This window comes from Thermodesulfobacteriota bacterium (assembly GCA_040754335.1).
In the GTDB taxonomy this organism is placed as follows: Bacteria; Desulfobacterota_D; UBA1144; order Nemesobacterales; family UBA2774; genus 2-12-FULL-53-21.
Genome location: JBFMCV010000005.1, coordinates 243,483 through 259,883 on the forward strand (window position 1 = coordinate 243,483; position 16,401 = coordinate 259,883).

Consider the following 16,401-nt stretch of genomic DNA (forward strand, 5'->3'; position numbering starts at 1 on the left):
AGATGCAAATGACCCCTTCACAAAAGCTCGAGACGTTCGAAAATCAATACCCCGGCAGGGAATACGAGATCGACATCACCTGTCCCGAATTCACATGCGTGTGTCCCAAGACCGGTCAGCCGGACTTTGCCACGATCAACATCAAATACGTACCCGACCGGCTCTGCATAGAGCTCAAATCGCTCAAGCTCTATATCTTTTCTTACCGTGACGTCGGCACCTTCCACGAGCACGTGACCAATAAAATCCTCGACGACATAGTAGAAGCGTGCAAACCGCTTAGAGCCGAGGTCACCGGAGACTTCAACGTGCGCGGCGGAATCAAGACAGTCGTAAAGGCATCCTATCACAAGAGCGAGAGCGGTAAAGCGGGATTCAAGCAGCAGACGAATTAATACAGGCGCAGCAAACCTTGTGCGTCATCCGTGATTTCGCGGATGGCCGGATGACGGTCAGTTGAATACTCCCGTCCCGGCGTATATAGGCAGGCGACCGATGCTTGTGAAGATCCAGATCACGATAACCGCGTTGATTATAGCCGTGATAATCGGCGTGGCCCTCGCAGCGCCGTACGTCGCGCCGTACGCATACGACGAGACCGACTTCAGGAACGCGCTCGCGAAGCCCGGGGGCAAACACCTGATGGGCACGGACCAGGAGGGCAGAGACCTCCTCAGCAGGATAATATACGGCTCGAGGGTGTCCATAACCGTCGCACTCGGCACGGCGCTCATCGCGCTGATAATAGGGACGTTTTACGGCGCTGTCTCAGGTTACATGGGCGGGAAGACGGACGAGGCGATGATGAGGCTCGTCGACATATTCTATTCACTCCCCGACCTCCTTCTCATAGTCCTCATTACGCTCGTCATCGGCAGGGGCGTCCTCGGGATCGTGCTCGCGCTCGGCCTCACGGCGTGGATGCGCGTGGCGAGGATCGTGAGGGGGAGCGTCCTCCAGTTAAAAGGGGTCGAATTCGTCCAGTCGGCGAAGAGCCTCGGCGCCTCCCCTTCGAGGATACTCGGCTACCACATCATTCCGAACATACTGAGTCCGCTCATAATAACGCTCACATTCGCGGTGCCCTACGCAATACTCGCGGAATCAACCTTGAGCTTTTTAGGACTCGGCATCGCTCCGCCCGAGTCGAGCTGGGGGACGCTCGCGAGCACGGGATGGCAGGGTATGAGGACATTCCCCCACCTCATAGTATTCCCGAGCCTAGCTATTTTTATTACGGCATTTTCATTTAATCTATTCGGCGAGGGCATGAGGGATTACCTCGATCCGCAAAAAAGAGGGAGGTGAGTATGCTGAAGACTCTGAAGAAAGACCGGCCGGGAAGCGGCATGAAGCCGCACATTCTTTTGTATGCGCTTTCGTATGCCGCGCTTTACTCCGCGGTTGCAATATCCGCCATCTTCACTTTTCATTCGTCCGCGCGCGCCCAGATAAACTGCCAGTCCGAAATCTACCTGCCCGCAAAGACGGATGCCGAGGACAGGTTCAAAAAGGGTTACTGCTTCATACAGCTCGGACAGTTCCAGGAAGGCGTGACACGGCTTACCGGTTTGGAAACCGAGCTCCCCGTAATAGCAGACTACGTTATCTATTATCAGGGGGCGGGGTATGAGAACCTGGGCGACCTCGCAAACGCGGCCGCGCAATTCAACAAGGTCATAACCGGTTACCCCGACAGCGGCGTCAGGAAAAAGACCCTCGCTAGGCTCGGCGGCATATACACGGAGTCAGGCGACTACGCCAACGCCGAGCGCATATTCAGGTCCCTCTACGCCGAGGAAAGCGACAGGGAGCTCAAGGCGTCCTCTCTCGAAAGCCTCGGTCAAGCCCTCGAGAAAGAGGGGAAATACTCCGAGGCAGTGAATACTTATAAACAGGTGTGGGTCGAATTCCCCGAGACAAAATCCTCTTACAGCGCGCAGAAAGCAGCAAAGGAGGTCGGTGCTGCCACGGGCGTCCCGTTCGTACCGACCGAATCCGATTACCTCCAGAGGGCAGACAAGCTTTATGAGCTCTCGAGGTGGTCTTCCGCTGCACAGAACTATGATATGGTCACGTCCCTGAGCACTGACGCAAGAACCAGAAAGGGCATAGCCATGGTCAACGCGGGCAGGCTCAACGAAGCCGAAAACGTGCTGAGCGGGATCGATTCCCCCGAGTCCCTTTTCTGGAGGGGAAAGCTCAAATCGAAACAGGGTCTCGACGGGGAAGCCGCATCGCTCTACACCAGTATCCATACCCGATTCTCCTCGAGCGAGCTCGCGCCCGAAGGGCTTTACAACGCGGGGAGGCTCTATCAGATAAACGACGATTTCGACAGGGCGATAAAGACCTACGACCTACTCATAAGGACTTACCCTAAAAACAGCTTCTCAGAGGACGGCGCGTGGAACCTGGGCTGGATATATTACAAACGGGGAATGTATGCGGAAGCGCTTGCAACATTTTCGGCGTTCACCAACTCGTCCTCCGCCTTCAACGCGGCAAACTCGAGGTACTGGAAGGCAAGGACGCTCGAAAAGCAGGGAAGGAGGGACGAGGCGAGAGCCGAGTACATGGAGCTAGCCGGGATGACCACCCCGACATACCACTCTTATATGGCTCAAAAGAAAACGGGGTACACGCCCGCTTATCCGAACGTGAGCCCCGAAGCGACGACGCTCAACCCCTCGGCCGCCGCGAAGAAGGAAAAGGCCGAGATGCTTATCAGGCTCGGACTGCCCGAGGACGCGAGGCTCGAGATCGAAAAGATGGAGGCGCTGGCGAACACCAAGGAGGAATTCGTCGCGGTCAGTCTCCTTTATTCGAAAGTGGAGGATTACTATAACTCCATAAAAGTGGCCCAGGACATCGGGCTCCCCCAGGCCAACAGCCTTTCTTTTCCGCGAGGCTACAGGGACATAGTTGCTTCATATGCGAAAAAATACGGCGTCGACGAGCTGCTCGTCTACTCCGTCATTAGGGAAGAGAGCAGGTTCCAGAAAGACGTCGTCTCCCCCGCAGACGCAGTAGGCCTCATGCAGCTCATCCCCCCCACAGCGAGGACGGTAGCGAGCCAGATCGGGCTGAGCGGCTTCACTACCGAGATGCTGACTATCCCGAGAATAAACATCGAGATGGGCATTTTTTACCTGAGTCAGGTCCTCGATCAGTTCGACGGTGACGTGGAGCTCGCGCTCGCGAGCTATAACGCAGGCCCCGGCAGGGCGGCCGACTGGAAAGTCGATTTCTACGGGCTCGAGAAGGACGAGTTCATAGAAGAGATTCCGTTCAGGGAGACGAGAAACTACATAAGGAGAATATTGAGGAGCTACGGGGCATACAAGGCGATATACGGGAATTCAGCCGTGGCTGCGCCGGTGAATACGGCCCCGGCTGAGAATTCCTCTCCCGCTCAGAGCACGGTGACGAACAGCCCGGTTAATTAGTTTGCGGCTTTTGCCTTCTCCCCGCAGAGAAGGCCGAAATTCCTGAGAAGCCTCAACCCGTGGGAGCTGCTTTTCTCCGGATGGAACTGGCAGGCGAAGATGTTGTCCACCGCTACTGCCGCTGTGAATTCAAGCCCGTATTTACACGTTATGGCTATCGCGCTCTCGTCTTCGGGCACGGGGTAATACGAGTGGACGAAATAGAACCAGCTCCCGTCGGGAACCCCTTCCAGCAATGCGGATCTCTTTCTTATGTCGATCCGGTTCCAGCCCATGTGCGGGACTTTCAGCCGCTCTTCTTTAAAGGAGGGGAACCTGACGACCCTGCCCTTCAACAATCCGAGCCCGGAGACGCCCGGCGACTCCTCGCTCTCCTCGAAAAGCACCTGGAGACCGAGACAGATGCCCAGATAAGGCTTCCCCGACCCGATGAATTCCTTTATTGTTTCCGTAATGCCGTTCTCTTCGAGATTCCTGACGCAATCACCGAATGCTCCCTGACCCGGAAGCACGAGACCGCTCGCTTTCTCGATGTCGCGGGGGTCCTTCGTAACGCTGACGGTAAAACCCTGGCTCTCGAGCGCCTTGCTAACGCTCCTCAGATTGCCCATTCCGTAATCGACTATCGCGATCATGGATCAGAGTTTCCCTTTGGTGGAAGGAATGCCGGACGACCTAGGGTCGATCCTCGTAGCGTTGTCGAGCGCCCGGCCGACCGCCTTGAAGATAGCCTCGATCATGTGGTGGAGGTTGTCGCCGTACTTGAGCTCTATGTGGAGGTTGCACATGAGAGTGTTCGAGAAGGACTTGAAGAACTCTTCCCCGAGCTCGAGGTCGAATTCGCCCACCTTGCTTTTAGGCACCTTGACCTTGTAGACGAGATAGGGCCTACCGCTGAGGTCGACGGAGGCGAAAGCGAGCGTCTCGTCGAACGGCACGAAAGCCTCCCCGAATCTTCTAATCGACTTCTTGTCGCCGAGCGCCTTGAGGAACGCCTCCCCGAGGGCGAGCCCCACGTCCTCGACCGTGTGGTGGAAGTCCACGTCGAGGTCGCCCTCGGCGCTTATTTTAAGGTCGAAATAACCGTGCTTGGCTAACTGGGAGAGCATGTGGTTAAAGAACGGTATCCCGGTGTCTATTTCAAAATCGCCCCTGCCGTCGAGGTTGATATCGACCTTGACCTTGACCTCCGACGTAACCCTTTCGGTTTTCGCTTTTCTTTGTTTCATAGATGGTTATGAATCATATCAGAAATTAAAGGACTGTCCAAATGAGCGCTGCGGGCTCTTTACCGCTGTACCAATCTTCCGCACGCCCTTATGCGCGAGTAAAATACCGGGAATGAAGATCTCGATCTCGGACGAAACGGGCGGGCTCGGAGGCGCGTACAAGACCCGGCTCAGGAAGATCGCGGGCGCGGTGCTCGAGGATATGGGACTGCCCTCAGGGACCGAGCTTTCCCTTTCGTTTATAAACGACGGGAGAATGAGGGAGCTCAACCGGGACTGGAGGAATATTGACCGCACGACGGACGTTCTTTCTTTCCCGCAGGAGGGCGGCCCGGACTATACAATCCTCGGCGATATCGTTATCTCTCTCGACACGGCGGAAAGACACAGCATCAAATACGGCGGCACACTCCACGACGAGCTCAAGAAGCTCATCGTCCACGGCGTGCTCCATCTCCTCGGATACGACCATAAAAAGAAAAGGGAAAAAGAAATAATGCGGGAAATGGAATCCCTACTCCTGTCGTCTGTAAAGGACTTCTGAAAACGGATTCTACCGGGCTATTTTTTCTTCGTTATAACCAGCTTCACTTCGTCGATGGACCTGGTAGTCGCCCTGGTGATAGTAAACACGCAGTTCTTGAGCTTGATCTTATCACCGGTTTTCGGTATCGAGCCCGATTCAGATAAGAGGAAGCCGCCCAGGGTTTCATAATCTATGCTCTCCGGGATGCCCAGGCCGAGGTCGTCGTTTATCACGTCTATCTCGATTTTCGGGTTCACGAGATACTCGCCCTCGCCCATCTTCCTCCAGAGCTTGATCCCCTTATCGTACTCGTCCTCTATCTCGCCGACGATTTCTTCTATAATATCCTCGAGCGTTATCACCCCGACCGCGCCCCCGTACTCGTCCACTACAACCGCCATTCCCGCTCTGCCCTCTTTCATTTCGTCGAGCAGCTCGTCGACGAGCTTGGATTCGGGCACATAGAAAGGCGGCCGCGAGAAGTTTTTCACCCTGTCGTTCGGGTCGGCCCCGATTAGATAAAAAGAGTGGAGCATGCCCGTGATATTGTCCACTCTATGGCTGTAAAGGGGGATCCTCGAGTAGCCGGTTTCCTTGATCATGCGCACGGCGTCGCCGACCTTCGCCTCGTCGCTGAGCGCGCTCACGTGTATGAGCGGGATCATTATCTCGTCTACCGTAGTCTCGGAGAACCTGAAAATCCTCTTTATGATCCTTTCCTTGTAGTCCACCTTAGGAATCGACGTGTCGCCCTCTATGACGCCTATAAGCTCTTCCCTCGTTATGAATGTGTTCTCCGTGCTGCCTATCAGCGTCAGTATCTTCTTCGTGAAAATGTTCACGACTATCAGGATGGGATAAAAAATCTTGGACGCTAGCCACAGCGGATATATGGACCAGAGGATTATCGTATCCCTTTTTTTCTGGAACACCGCCTTCGGCACCACCTGACCGAATATGACGATAAGGGGCGACAGGATAAGAACGGTGTAGTATTCCTTTCCGCTCCCGAACCTGTGATGGATATAAAAAGTCATTATTATGGTGCTCGTTATCAGGGACAGGTTAATCCCCACGAGAGTCGTGCTGATAAACCGCTCGATCTCGGAGAACGCGCTCATTACGAGCTTCGCGCTCTTCGAGCCCCTGTCGGCGAGCACCTTCATCCTGACCTTGTCGCACGAAATGAGCGCTATCTCGGAGCCCGCGAAAAAGCCCTGTATCAGGAGCGAGAGCGCGATTATCACGATCAGCAGCTCAAGCGACAACGGCCACCTCCTCCCTCATCCTCTGAACCTTAATCTCGGTAATCCTCTTGCCCGATACCTTATTGACGAGAAAAACCAGGCTCCCGTGCGAAACGCTGTCCCCTTCGTCGGGGAACTTCCCGAACATATCGAATATAAACCCGGCTACGGTCTCGTGGTCCTCCTGCGCGGGCAGTATGGACTGCTCGAGCTCATCGCCCAGGTTTTCGAGTCCGCCGAACCTGAGGACCGTAAAGAGGAACGTATCGTTAAATTCCTCTATCTTCATGCTGCCCGGTATTATCAGGGATTCGCCGTCCCACCTGACCTGCGGCTGTTTGACCACCCTCCTCTCGTCCTCGATCTCGCCGAAGAGTTCTTCGAGTATGTCTTCCATGGTCACAAGGCCGTCGAACCGGCCGTACTCGTCGACGACTATAGCTATGTGCTTACGCTCGTGCTGGAGTTCTTTCAGCAAATCGAACGCCATTTTCGTTCTCGGAATAAAATAAGGCGGCTTCAGGATGTTTTTGAGTATCGTGTCGTCCGCGAGATCGTAAGAGAGCAGGTCTTTGGCATAAAGCACGCCTATGATGTTGTCCTTATCCCCTTCATAAACGGGAGTCCTCGAAAATCCCCTCTTCTTGATTTCGTACACGGCATCCTTCCGCGAGAGGTTTGCGGGCAGGAGGAAGCAGTCGATGCTCGGGGTCATTATTTTATACGCGGGGACCTCCTCGAGCTTGAAGAGGCTGCCGACGAGCTTTTTCTCTATGTCCGTGATCACGCCTTCCTCGCTGCCGAGTCCCACCAGGACCTTGACCTCCTCGGGCGTAAATTCCTTACTGTGCTCGTACTCGATCTTTCCGCCCAATACCCTGGTGAACCCTATAGACAGTATCACGAGTACCCATCTCACGGGTGTAATCAGAAGGTGGAACAGATGAAGCGGGTATGAAATGATACCGGCGATGATCCTCGGATACTTTACGCCGAGTGTCTTTGGTCCTATCTCGCCCAGAAGAAGGAGGCTCGGTGAGGCGATCGCTATAGATAAAATAGTAATGAAATTTTCAGAGTAACCCTGCAGGAATTCATTAACCGTAAGACCGATGACGCTCGTATAAGCGACGTTTACGACTTCGTCGGCGAAGAGGATCGTTATTATGAGCTTATACGGCTCGTGGAGCAGCTTCTCTATGAGCTTTGAGCTCTTACGTCCCTCTTTTCGGAGCCTTTCACGCTGATGCCTGCCCAGAGAAAAAAGCGCCCCCTCGGATGTGCTGAAAAAGCCCGAGAGCAGAAGCAGCAGAATAATTAACAAAAAATTATAACTTAACGGTACGTCGTCCATTTAATTACCGAAGTGAATGAATCCCTTCCTTTTTATACTGATTTCATTACCATCCGGACCGAGCACGGTGAGCACGGGTTCCGCCGTCACCTCGCCAATCTCCGTTATTTGTATATCGAGAGCGCCTGAGATTTCCTGTACTTCCTGCCTCCGTGCGGCATGCGACGTGAAGAGCAGCTCGTAATCTTCCCCCCCGCTCAATGCAGTGTCATAAAAATCGCTTGTATAATCAGAAATACGCTCCGAGTACTCGCGGGAGACCGGAATCCGGCTCAGATGAAGCCTCGCCCCCGCGCCCTGCTCGACGGTTATGCGCTCGAGGTCGAGCAGGAGTCCGTCGCTAACGTCGATCATCGAAGTAACCGCTCCGCTTAAGGCAAGCCTCCTGCCGAGAGCAAGTCTCGGCGTCGGGTGTTTGTGTCTCCCGGTTAAATAGGAGTATACATCGGAATTCCTTCCGTCCATGAGAAGCTTCAACCCGAGCGCGGAATCCCCGAGCGTCCCGCTCACGTATATCGCATCCCCGGGTAAAGCGCCGCTCCTTCTGACAATGTATTCAGGCTCCACCTCGCCGAGCGTCGTTACGTCCAGAAAGAGCTTTTCCGACGAGCTCAGGTTCCCCCCAACGAGCTTCACTCCGAACTCTTGCTCGGCGGTCTTGAACCCCTTTATCAGCTCCCTCAGGAATCCCTCGCCCTCGTTCTTCGAGAATCCGAGCGACGCGAGGATGAACTTCGGCACCCCGCCCATGGCTCCGATATCGCTCACCGAAACCGCGACCGATTTTCTCGCAAGCTCATCGGGGGAAATACCGGCTTTCAGGAAATGGACGTCCTCGACCTGGCAGTCCGTAGTCGCGAGGAGCAGCTTCCCCGGACTCACCTTCAATGCGGCTGCGTCGTCGCCAATCCCCGCCTCGACGCAGTTCGATGCGCTCGGAAACTGCTCTTCGATGAGACGAAGAGCGCTAAGTTCGTTTATCATGCGGATTAAATCCCGGAAACTTGCTTATTTAGCTGAATATTACCTGTAAAAAAATCCGGTCTTGGGGCGGGGGTTCTTTCAAAGAATAAGTCAGAGCTGCACAAATCAGGGTCGGGTTCCGTCATAACGAATCGTTAATCCAATCCACGTTTTTATATTTTACTTTAATTTTAGGATATTTAGCATTATATGTCAATAAAATTCGGGTTTGCAGACATGCGTATACACAGGAGACCGCGCCACGGGAAATCTTCATATCGCAGCGATTCAGAATTCGGAACCCCGCAGGAGAACACAATGCCGTATAATTTTTCTTAATTTCACATATAATTGTCAGAAACCATCTTATGATGGATCGCCGCCGCGCACGCGGAAGCGCTGACTCAAAAAAGCACAAATGGTTTCTCTATATGACAGGCACAGACAACAGTCTTGAAAAGAGAATCTACCCTCACGTAAGCAACCTGACTCTGACAATACTCGCACTACTAATGGTAAAGCTGGCCGTGCAGCTCTATCTATACAGGATTGGCTTTCTTAGCGTAAGCGCGGACGAATACTCCCGCGGCATCACGGCTGCGCGCTGGGCTCTCGACGGCACTATTCCGACGGCTATATACATGAGCAACTGGCTGCCGTTCGAGACCTATCTCAACGGCCTCGCGCTCATGGTGTGGGACAACGTCATCTGGACTCCCCGGATCACCGCCTTCCTCTTTTCCTGTTTCCTGCTCGTTTATTTCATCAAGCTCGTTCAGCACCTGTTCGGACGGCTGCCGGTTACGTTTCTCGCGGGCCTTTTACTCGTATTTAACCCGTGGTTCATCTGGCTGAGCGGCACGCCGATGCTCGATATCTACTATCTGGCTCCCTTCGTAGCCGGACTTTACTACATATCGAAATGGGTATCCGAGCGGAGAGGCCTCTATCTGGTTATCGGCGGCCTCCTGTTTTTTTATCGACCGGCTTCCACAGCCAGAGCTGGATACTCGTGAACGTAGTAAACCTGTGTCTCTGCTTCTTCGCCTGGCGCATGCTCGGGGAGAAGGACTACGGAGGACTCGTCAAGCTCGTCGGGTTTTTCATACTCAGCAACCTGTTCATTATTAACTACCTTCCGAGCGAGTATCTTGCGACGGGACAATGGCTCGCCATGTTCCGCGGACACTCGGATTTTACAAAGGGTTTTTACAACGGCTATCACATCGGACCGCTTCAAAAGCTTTCTTACTATCCCAGGCTGGTTGCGTCAACCGGTAATGTGCTCTGGATATCCCTCCCTATCGGACTCTACTGGCTCGGCGGCCAGCAGAGGAAGGAGATCACTCTCTTCCCGTTCGCGGTGGGTTTTGGGACCCTGATTTTCTACTCCGTTTTCAACGTCCTCTCGGTCCCGGCTGCGGCCGCTCCAGGCCGTTATTCGCTCCCCTTTTCAATATTATTCTTCCCGTACGCGGCCCTGGGCATCGTCGTCATTTTTAAATACAGCGGATACTTCACCGATGTCCGCATAAGACGCGCCGCTGCGGCTATACTCGTGATTTTCATACTGGGCCTCAACTTCATGAAGGCAATCGACTTTGAGGTAAAAAGTGCGAAAGCGGCCGTGAGCATCGGTCGATACCTGAAAGAGAGCATGGAGAAAGACGTCGCCGATCCTGAGGAAACCGTCATGGTGGAGCTTTTTTACTGGGATTACCTTTACGTCGAGCTCGCCGCCAGGCACTTCGACCGCGTCAGGTTTGACAGAGAGGAATCGGACGAGTTCTCCGGAATCCCTTCCGTTTTACTTTCGATGGGGGACGACGACATTCTGCAATACATGAGGAAGGAAAAGACACGCCTAATTGCAGTCAAGGATGATGCGATTAAAAAGAGACTCGACAGCCTGGCCTTCATGCACAAAATAAAAGACCTTGACAACTGGGCAGTTTATGAAATCGATCTGAAACACGATCTATAAACTGCTTTGCTCTCAGTAGACTGCTTCCCCTCATATTCAAGTGAAGCTCAGCGCAGACTAGATATGATTTAGAATCGGTTCGGGACGTCTCCGCGGATTTCCGTGTTCCCTCCGGTCAATCCTCACTCACCGCGACGCGTAACTCTCTCCCGGCCGCTTTCCCCTGAGACGCGAAAGGGAAAGTTTGGGGACGTAGCTCTGGAACTTGTCCATGTACACGTAGAACACAGGCGTAAGGTAAAGCGTGATGAGCTGGGAGAAGAGTAAACCTCCTACGACAGTCAGGCCCAGCGTGCGGCGCGACTCGGCCCCCGCGCCGTGGCCGAGTGCCAGAGGCAGCGCCCCGAGAAGCGCTGCCATGGTGGTCATCATGATGGGACGGAAACGGATGAGGCAGCCCTGGTAGATCGCCTCGACAGGGCTCTTCCCATCACTCCTCTGCGCATCGAGCGCGAAATCTATCTGCATGATCGCGTTTTTCTTTACTATGCCTATGAGCATTATAAGCCCGACAAAACCATATACGTTCAGCTCCATCCCGAAAATAAAGAGTATCAGCAACGCGCCGAACCCCGCCGAGGGCAGACCCGACAGGATAGTGATCGGATGGATGAAGCTTTCGTAGAGAATGCCCAGGATCAGGTAAATGACAAGAACCGAAAAGACGAGAAGAAGCCCGAGACCGCTCAGCGATCTATGGAATTCCTGGGCAACGCCCTGATAATTCGTGCTCATGTTTCCCGGAAGGGTCTCTTCTATGAGCTTATCGAGCTTATCGACCGCTTCGCTCAAAGACACTCCTGAAGTAAGGTTGAAAGATATGGTCACGGCCGGGAACTGCCCGTAGTGGTTTATGGTCTTGGGACCTACGTTCTCGGTGAACCTCGCGACCGTCTCTAGCGGTATGAGCGTACCGTCGGCTGACTTGACGTACAGCCTCGAAAGGGCGTTTACATCCTGCTGATACTCAGGCTTAAGCTCCATAATGACCTGGAACTGGTTCGTAGGCGTATATATTGTGGACACCCATCTGTCTCCGTAGGCATTATAGAGCGCGTTTTCGATCTCCGCGGCCGATACCCCGTGAGTGGACGCCTTGTCCCTCATTATCTCCACGTTTACCTGGGGATTCTTGATCTCGAGGTTGCTCGTGACGTCCTTTAGCTCCGGCATCTCTTTCATTCTCGCTTCGAGAATGGGGACATATTTATAAAGCTCCTCGACATCCGGGCTCTGGACCGTGAACTGATAAAGACTTTTCGAGAACTGCCCGCCTATCCTTATCTCCGGCTGGTCCTGCATAAAAGCGGTGACCCCCGGCAGCTCCGCGAGAGTGGGGCGAAGCTCATCTATTATATCGAATGAGCTCGGCCGGTCTTCGCGGGGAACGAGGTTCATGAGCATGCGTCCCTGGTTAGTACCCGTCGTACCGCCCCCGCCGCCTCCAATGGCTGAGTAAAAAGCCCTTATATAAGGATTTTCTCTAAAGATATTGGATACCTGAGTCTGGTATTCGACCATCTTCTCGAACGAGGTCCCCTCGGGGGCTTCGGTGATGGTGAAGATGGTTCCCTGGTCCTCGTTCGGTAAAAACCCCTTGGGGATTATCATGAACAGGTAGGCGGTGATTAAAAGTATCGCGGCGTTTACCAGGAGAAACGCGAAGCGGTGCTGGAGCACTCGCATGAGGCTCCATTCATACATCCTGAACATGGAGTCGAAATATCTCTCCATCATATTATAAAGGCGCCCGTGCTTTTGCTCTCTCCCGCTCCTGAGGAAGCGGCTGCAGAGCATGGGTGTAAGTGTGAGTGATACGAAACCGGAAATAAGTATCGCCGCCATGATCGATACGGCGAACTCTTTGAAAAGCCTTCCTATCACCCCTCCCATGAGAAGCACCGGTATGAAAACGGCGGCCAGAGAGATTGTCATCGAGACGAGCGTGAAGCTTATTTCCTTTGAGCCGTCGAATGCCGCCTGGAGGGGCTTTTTCCCCATCTCCATGTGTCTGATTATGTTTTCGAGCATCACGATGGCGTCGTCAACGACAAACCCTATCGCCAGGATAAGGGCCATCATGGAGATGTTGTTGAGGCTGTACCCGCAGAGATACATGACGACGAACGTCCCAACGATGGACAGGGGCAGGGCGAGGCTCGGAATGATGGTTGCCGAGACGTTTCGTAGAAAGATGAAGATGACCATGACGACGAGCCCTAGAGTAATCGCCATGGTAAAGTTCACTTCCGCCATTGAGTCCCTTATCGACTGGGAGCGGTCGTAAAGCAGGTCGAGGTTCACGGTCGGAGGCAGGTAAGCTTTGAGTGAAGGTATGACTTCCCTCACGCCGTCCGCTACCGCGACCGTGTTGGTGCCCGGCTGGCGCTGGACCGCGAGGATCACCGCACGCTCCTGAAAGTCCTTCGTAACGAACCACGCCGCATTCCTGTCATCCTCAATACTATCCACAACATCACCAAGCTCACTCAGCCGTACAGGCGAGCCGTCCCGGTATGCGACAATAATGTCCTTATAAGCCTCTGCGTTATAAAGCTGGCCGGATGCCAGGATCGTATAGGCTTTATCGGGCCCGTATAGCGCGCCCGTCGGCATGTTCACGTTAGCGCTGTTCACAGCCTCTTCGACTTCGTTGATACCGATCCCCTTGCTGCTCAATGCATTGGGGTCTAGCTCTATTCTGACTGCAAATTTCTTGGACCCGAAGATTTGCACCTGCGCAACCCCTTTGACCATGGATATGCGCTGGGCAAGGATGGTATCGGCATACTCGTTCAGCTCCCACGGCTGGAGACTGCTGGACCTCAATGCATAGTAGATTATTGCCTGGTCGGCCGGATTTACCTTTCTGTACGTCGGCGGCTGAGGCATGTCCTGCGGCAGGAGCCGCGTCGCCCTCGATATCGCGGTCTGAACGTCCTGGGCGGCCGCGTCGAGCTCTCTGCTGAGGTCGAACTGGATAGTGACCTGCGTAGAGCCCAGCGAGCTCACCGAGGTGATCGAATCGACACCCTCGATCGTCGAGAACTGCCGCTCGAGAGGTGTGGCGACTGAGGAGGACATCGTCTCCGGGCTCGCTCCGGGGAGGCTTGCGCTGACTAGGATGGTAGGGAAGTCCACGTTGGGGAGGTCGCTTACCGGAAGTGCCCTGTAACCGACGATCCCGAAAAGCAGTATTGCCGCCATAATGAGCGACGTCATTACAGGGCGCCTGATGAATATTCCGGAAAGGTTCAAATGCCGAGTCCCCCGATTTCCTTAATTCTCCGGTTTCGCACTAATTGCTGCTTACTTCCGACCCTTTTTCGGATACTCTCCCCGTGCTTTCTTCGATCCTCACCTTTACTCCGGGACCGAGCCTGAGCTGTCCCTCGGTGACGACGATCTCCCCGGGTTCGAGGCCTTTCGTGATTACCACTTCATCCCCGATCCTCGCTCCCGGAGCCACAAGGCGCTGTTCCACAGTTGAGTCGGGCTTGACTACGTAGACGTAATCCCCCTGCTGGCCGGTCTGGACTGCGCGCGCGGGTATTACGAGCGCGTCCTGCTGCGTCGTGAGATTGATCGTCACATTGATAAACTTGCCCGGCCAGAGTGTCTCCGAATCGTTCTGAAAAACTGCCTTCATCATGATGGTCCCTGTGGATTCGTTGACCTGGTTGTCTACGAAACTGAGCGTGCCGACTGCGGGCTCATTCTCCGTACTTAGATCCACGGTATTTTTTATGCCCTCAGCATCAGCATCCCTCCGCACGGCTCCGCGGCTGCCCGCGGGCACGCTTGCATAGACTTTCAAGTCGCCGGCTTCCGCCAAATAGCTTCTTATCAGGGCCAGGAACTGCTCGGGCACGGAAAAATTGACGTTCACCGGCTTCGTCTGGTTTATAACCGCCAGCAGCGTCGAGCGGGATTCCACGGTATTGCCTTCGTGGACGAGTATCTCCCCTATACGCCCGTCGATCGGGGATCGTATAGAACAGTATTCGAGCTCGAGCTTCGCACTCTCGACCGCCGCCCTGTCCGCCCTGACCGTTGCTTCGAGCGATTCGTGCTCCGCACGGACCTGGTCATATTGCTGCGCCGACACCACCCCTTTACTGATGAGGTCCTCGTAGCGGAGCGCGTCCTGCTCCGCCTTCTTGAGCATGGCGGAGTCCCTCGCCATATTGGCTTCCGCCTGCCTGAGGGCATTTTCATAAGGCCTGGTATCTATAAGGAACAGGAGCTCGCCCTTGCTTACGTTCTCGCCCTCCTTGAAATAGACCTTCGCCAGCTCACCGTTCACCTGCGGCTTGACTTCGACGATCGAATACGCCTCAACGTTGCCTATGGCTGTGAGTTGAACGGGCACGTCCTTCTGCTCGACCCTTGCGACCCTGACGGGAACGCCCTCGCTTTCTCGATCCGTACCGTTTCCGCGTTCATCGCTCCCACCGGAACATGCCGTGATTGTCAACAATAGAACGGAGATTATATAGAAGTAACCTAGGCGGGGAGTGATCAAATCCTGCCTCCCACGGTTATTGTTCGAGAATGTGTTAAGGTAAGTCGATTCGCTGTCACGATCCCTCAAACCCTCGGTCAAGAAGGCATGTCCCGACAAACCGCCGTACTACGATAATTATAAACAATCCGTTTGTTTCAGGCTTTTCATATCGTCCCGCGCAAAAGCTTAAGATTTATCAGAAAGTGTAAGTAAGTGCTTACTTTGAACTATATAAATATTCGCAAGAAAGCCCTTTCTGTCAATCAATTTTTAAGTGGCGATCAGCTGATATATGATGTACGTTGCCAAATTAACCCTGACACAGGTGACAAGACAGGACGACTGTTAACCAGGCCCCGCTGAGGACATAATCAAAGAAGTCTCTTCCCTCGTGCCCTATAGAGACAATGAGCTCAAATGTCCTGCCAGCTCTTCCGGCGCTGAGAAAAGCGGCATATGACTGGTATTCATCGAGATAACTCTCTCACAACGAATGTGTGTATACATCTCCTTTTGTACCGATGGCGATATTGCCCTGTCTTGAAGACATTCTATGTAGACTCTCGGAACCCTGCCAAAGTTTTCTTCGGTAGTTGTCAGAGGTGTTGCGACAGGCGCAGCCGCCTCAGGAACCATGAGCGATTTGAATCGGTCCACATCCTCATCCGCACAGTCGCCGAAAATGACGGCTTTTAGTCCCTCCTCCCTGAGCGTGACGCAGCTCTGATCCTCAGCGACTATCAATAGAGAGCCTATAGATGATTCTGTGTCCCCCGTTACGTATTGCAAAAGAGACACCCCGTTCGGCAGGAGATATGCCGACAGATAGACAAGTGTCTCAATTCTATCGGGGCAATACTCGGCGGCCTGCGTGATGGCAATACCGCCCGAACTGTGGCCCACCAGGATGGCTGGTGCGGACTGCGCCTTCAGAACCTCGCAGATCTGATCGGCATATGACTGAAGTGTAACCTCTTGAATCGGCGTTTCGTCATTCCCGTGACTAGGCAGATCGGGCGTAACGACTTTATGTCCATTTCTCTCGAGGAGCGGCGTCACCTTGTCCCAAACCCAGCCGCCTGCCCATCCTCCGTGAATCAATACGTATGTGCTCATAATCCTGCCTCCTTGAGTCGATAAGT

The 16,401-nt window shown here is 53.9% G+C and carries 14 protein-coding genes; 6 read left to right on the top strand and 8 right to left on the bottom strand.

Going from position 1 to position 16,401, the window contains the following annotated elements:
* The first annotated feature begins 2 nt into the window (after positions 1–2).
* The 3 genes from queF to AB1598_12070 all read left to right on the top strand — a co-directional run bounded on the left by queF (position 3) and on the right by AB1598_12070 (position 3,449).
* Positions 3–395, top strand: coding sequence for a preQ(1) synthase (gene queF / locus AB1598_12060; protein MEW6145742.1), 393 nt, complete (start codon positions 3–5; stop codon positions 393–395).
* Between the two features lie 61 nt (positions 396–456).
* A complete protein-coding gene (locus AB1598_12065; GenBank protein MEW6145743.1) occupies positions 457–1,308 on the top strand; it encodes an ABC transporter permease in 852 nt (283 codons plus the stop codon).
* A 2-nt stretch (positions 1,309–1,310) separates the two neighbouring features.
* Positions 1,311–3,449, top strand: a complete 2,139-nt coding sequence (locus AB1598_12070) for a transglycosylase SLT domain-containing protein (GenBank protein ID MEW6145744.1) — start codon at positions 1,311–1,313, stop codon at positions 3,447–3,449.
* Here AB1598_12070 and hisH read toward each other — a convergent pair.
* Both hisH and hisB read right to left on the bottom strand, forming a co-directional pair.
* A complete protein-coding gene (gene hisH, locus AB1598_12075) occupies positions 3,446–4,084 on the bottom strand; it encodes an imidazole glycerol phosphate synthase subunit HisH (GenBank protein MEW6145745.1) in 639 nt (212 codons plus the stop codon). The genes AB1598_12070 and hisH overlap by 4 nt on opposite strands.
* Positions 4,085–4,087: 3 nt before the next feature.
* A complete protein-coding gene (gene hisB / locus AB1598_12080; protein MEW6145746.1) occupies positions 4,088–4,678 on the bottom strand; it encodes an imidazoleglycerol-phosphate dehydratase HisB in 591 nt (196 codons plus the stop codon).
* A 112-nt stretch (positions 4,679–4,790) separates the two neighbouring features.
* Between hisB and ybeY the strand changes: the two genes are divergently transcribed.
* The gene (ybeY, locus tag AB1598_12085) at positions 4,791–5,222 is read left to right on the top strand and encodes an rRNA maturation RNase YbeY (protein MEW6145747.1); all 432 of its coding nucleotides are present in this window, start codon (positions 4,791–4,793) and stop codon (positions 5,220–5,222) included.
* Between the two features lie 17 nt (positions 5,223–5,239).
* Here the strand turns inward: ybeY and AB1598_12090 are convergent, their stop codons facing one another.
* The 3 genes from AB1598_12090 to thiL are packed head-to-tail and all read right to left on the bottom strand — an operon-like array spanning position 5,240 to position 8,789.
* The gene (locus tag AB1598_12090; GenBank protein ID MEW6145748.1) at positions 5,240–6,472 is read right to left on the bottom strand and encodes a hemolysin family protein; all 1,233 of its coding nucleotides are present in this window, start codon (positions 6,470–6,472) and stop codon (positions 5,240–5,242) included.
* Entirely contained in the window at positions 6,462–7,805 is a 1,344-nt protein-coding gene (locus tag AB1598_12095) for a hemolysin family protein (protein MEW6145749.1), read from the bottom strand. Before AB1598_12095 ends, AB1598_12090 begins: the two co-directional genes overlap by 11 nt.
* Complete coding sequence (gene thiL, locus AB1598_12100; GenBank protein MEW6145750.1) at positions 7,806–8,789, bottom strand: thiamine-phosphate kinase; 984 nt, start codon at positions 8,787–8,789, stop codon at positions 7,806–7,808.
* A 410-nt stretch (positions 8,790–9,199) separates the two neighbouring features.
* Between thiL and AB1598_12105 the strand changes: the two genes are divergently transcribed.
* Both AB1598_12105 and AB1598_12110 read left to right on the top strand, forming a co-directional pair.
* Positions 9,200–9,784, top strand: a complete 585-nt coding sequence (locus AB1598_12105; GenBank protein MEW6145751.1) for a hypothetical protein — start codon at positions 9,200–9,202, stop codon at positions 9,782–9,784.
* Entirely contained in the window at positions 9,781–10,752 is a 972-nt protein-coding gene (locus AB1598_12110; protein MEW6145752.1) for a hypothetical protein, read from the top strand. The genes AB1598_12105 and AB1598_12110 overlap by 4 nt, the downstream gene beginning before the upstream one ends.
* A gap of 126 nt (positions 10,753–10,878) precedes the next feature.
* On the opposite strand, the gene AB1598_12115 is transcribed toward AB1598_12110, so the two are convergent.
* From AB1598_12115 to AB1598_12125, 3 genes are all read right to left on the bottom strand, one after another.
* Positions 10,879–14,010, bottom strand: a complete 3,132-nt coding sequence (locus tag AB1598_12115; GenBank protein MEW6145753.1) for an efflux RND transporter permease subunit — start codon at positions 14,008–14,010, stop codon at positions 10,879–10,881.
* A 40-nt stretch (positions 14,011–14,050) separates the two neighbouring features.
* Positions 14,051–15,277 (bottom strand): efflux RND transporter periplasmic adaptor subunit, encoded by a 1,227-nt coding sequence (locus AB1598_12120; protein ID MEW6145754.1) that lies wholly within the window; start codon positions 15,275–15,277, stop codon positions 14,051–14,053.
* A gap of 378 nt (positions 15,278–15,655) precedes the next feature.
* Complete coding sequence (locus AB1598_12125; protein MEW6145755.1) at positions 15,656–16,375, bottom strand: alpha/beta fold hydrolase; 720 nt, start codon at positions 16,373–16,375, stop codon at positions 15,656–15,658.
* Positions 16,376–16,401 lie beyond the last annotated feature (26 nt).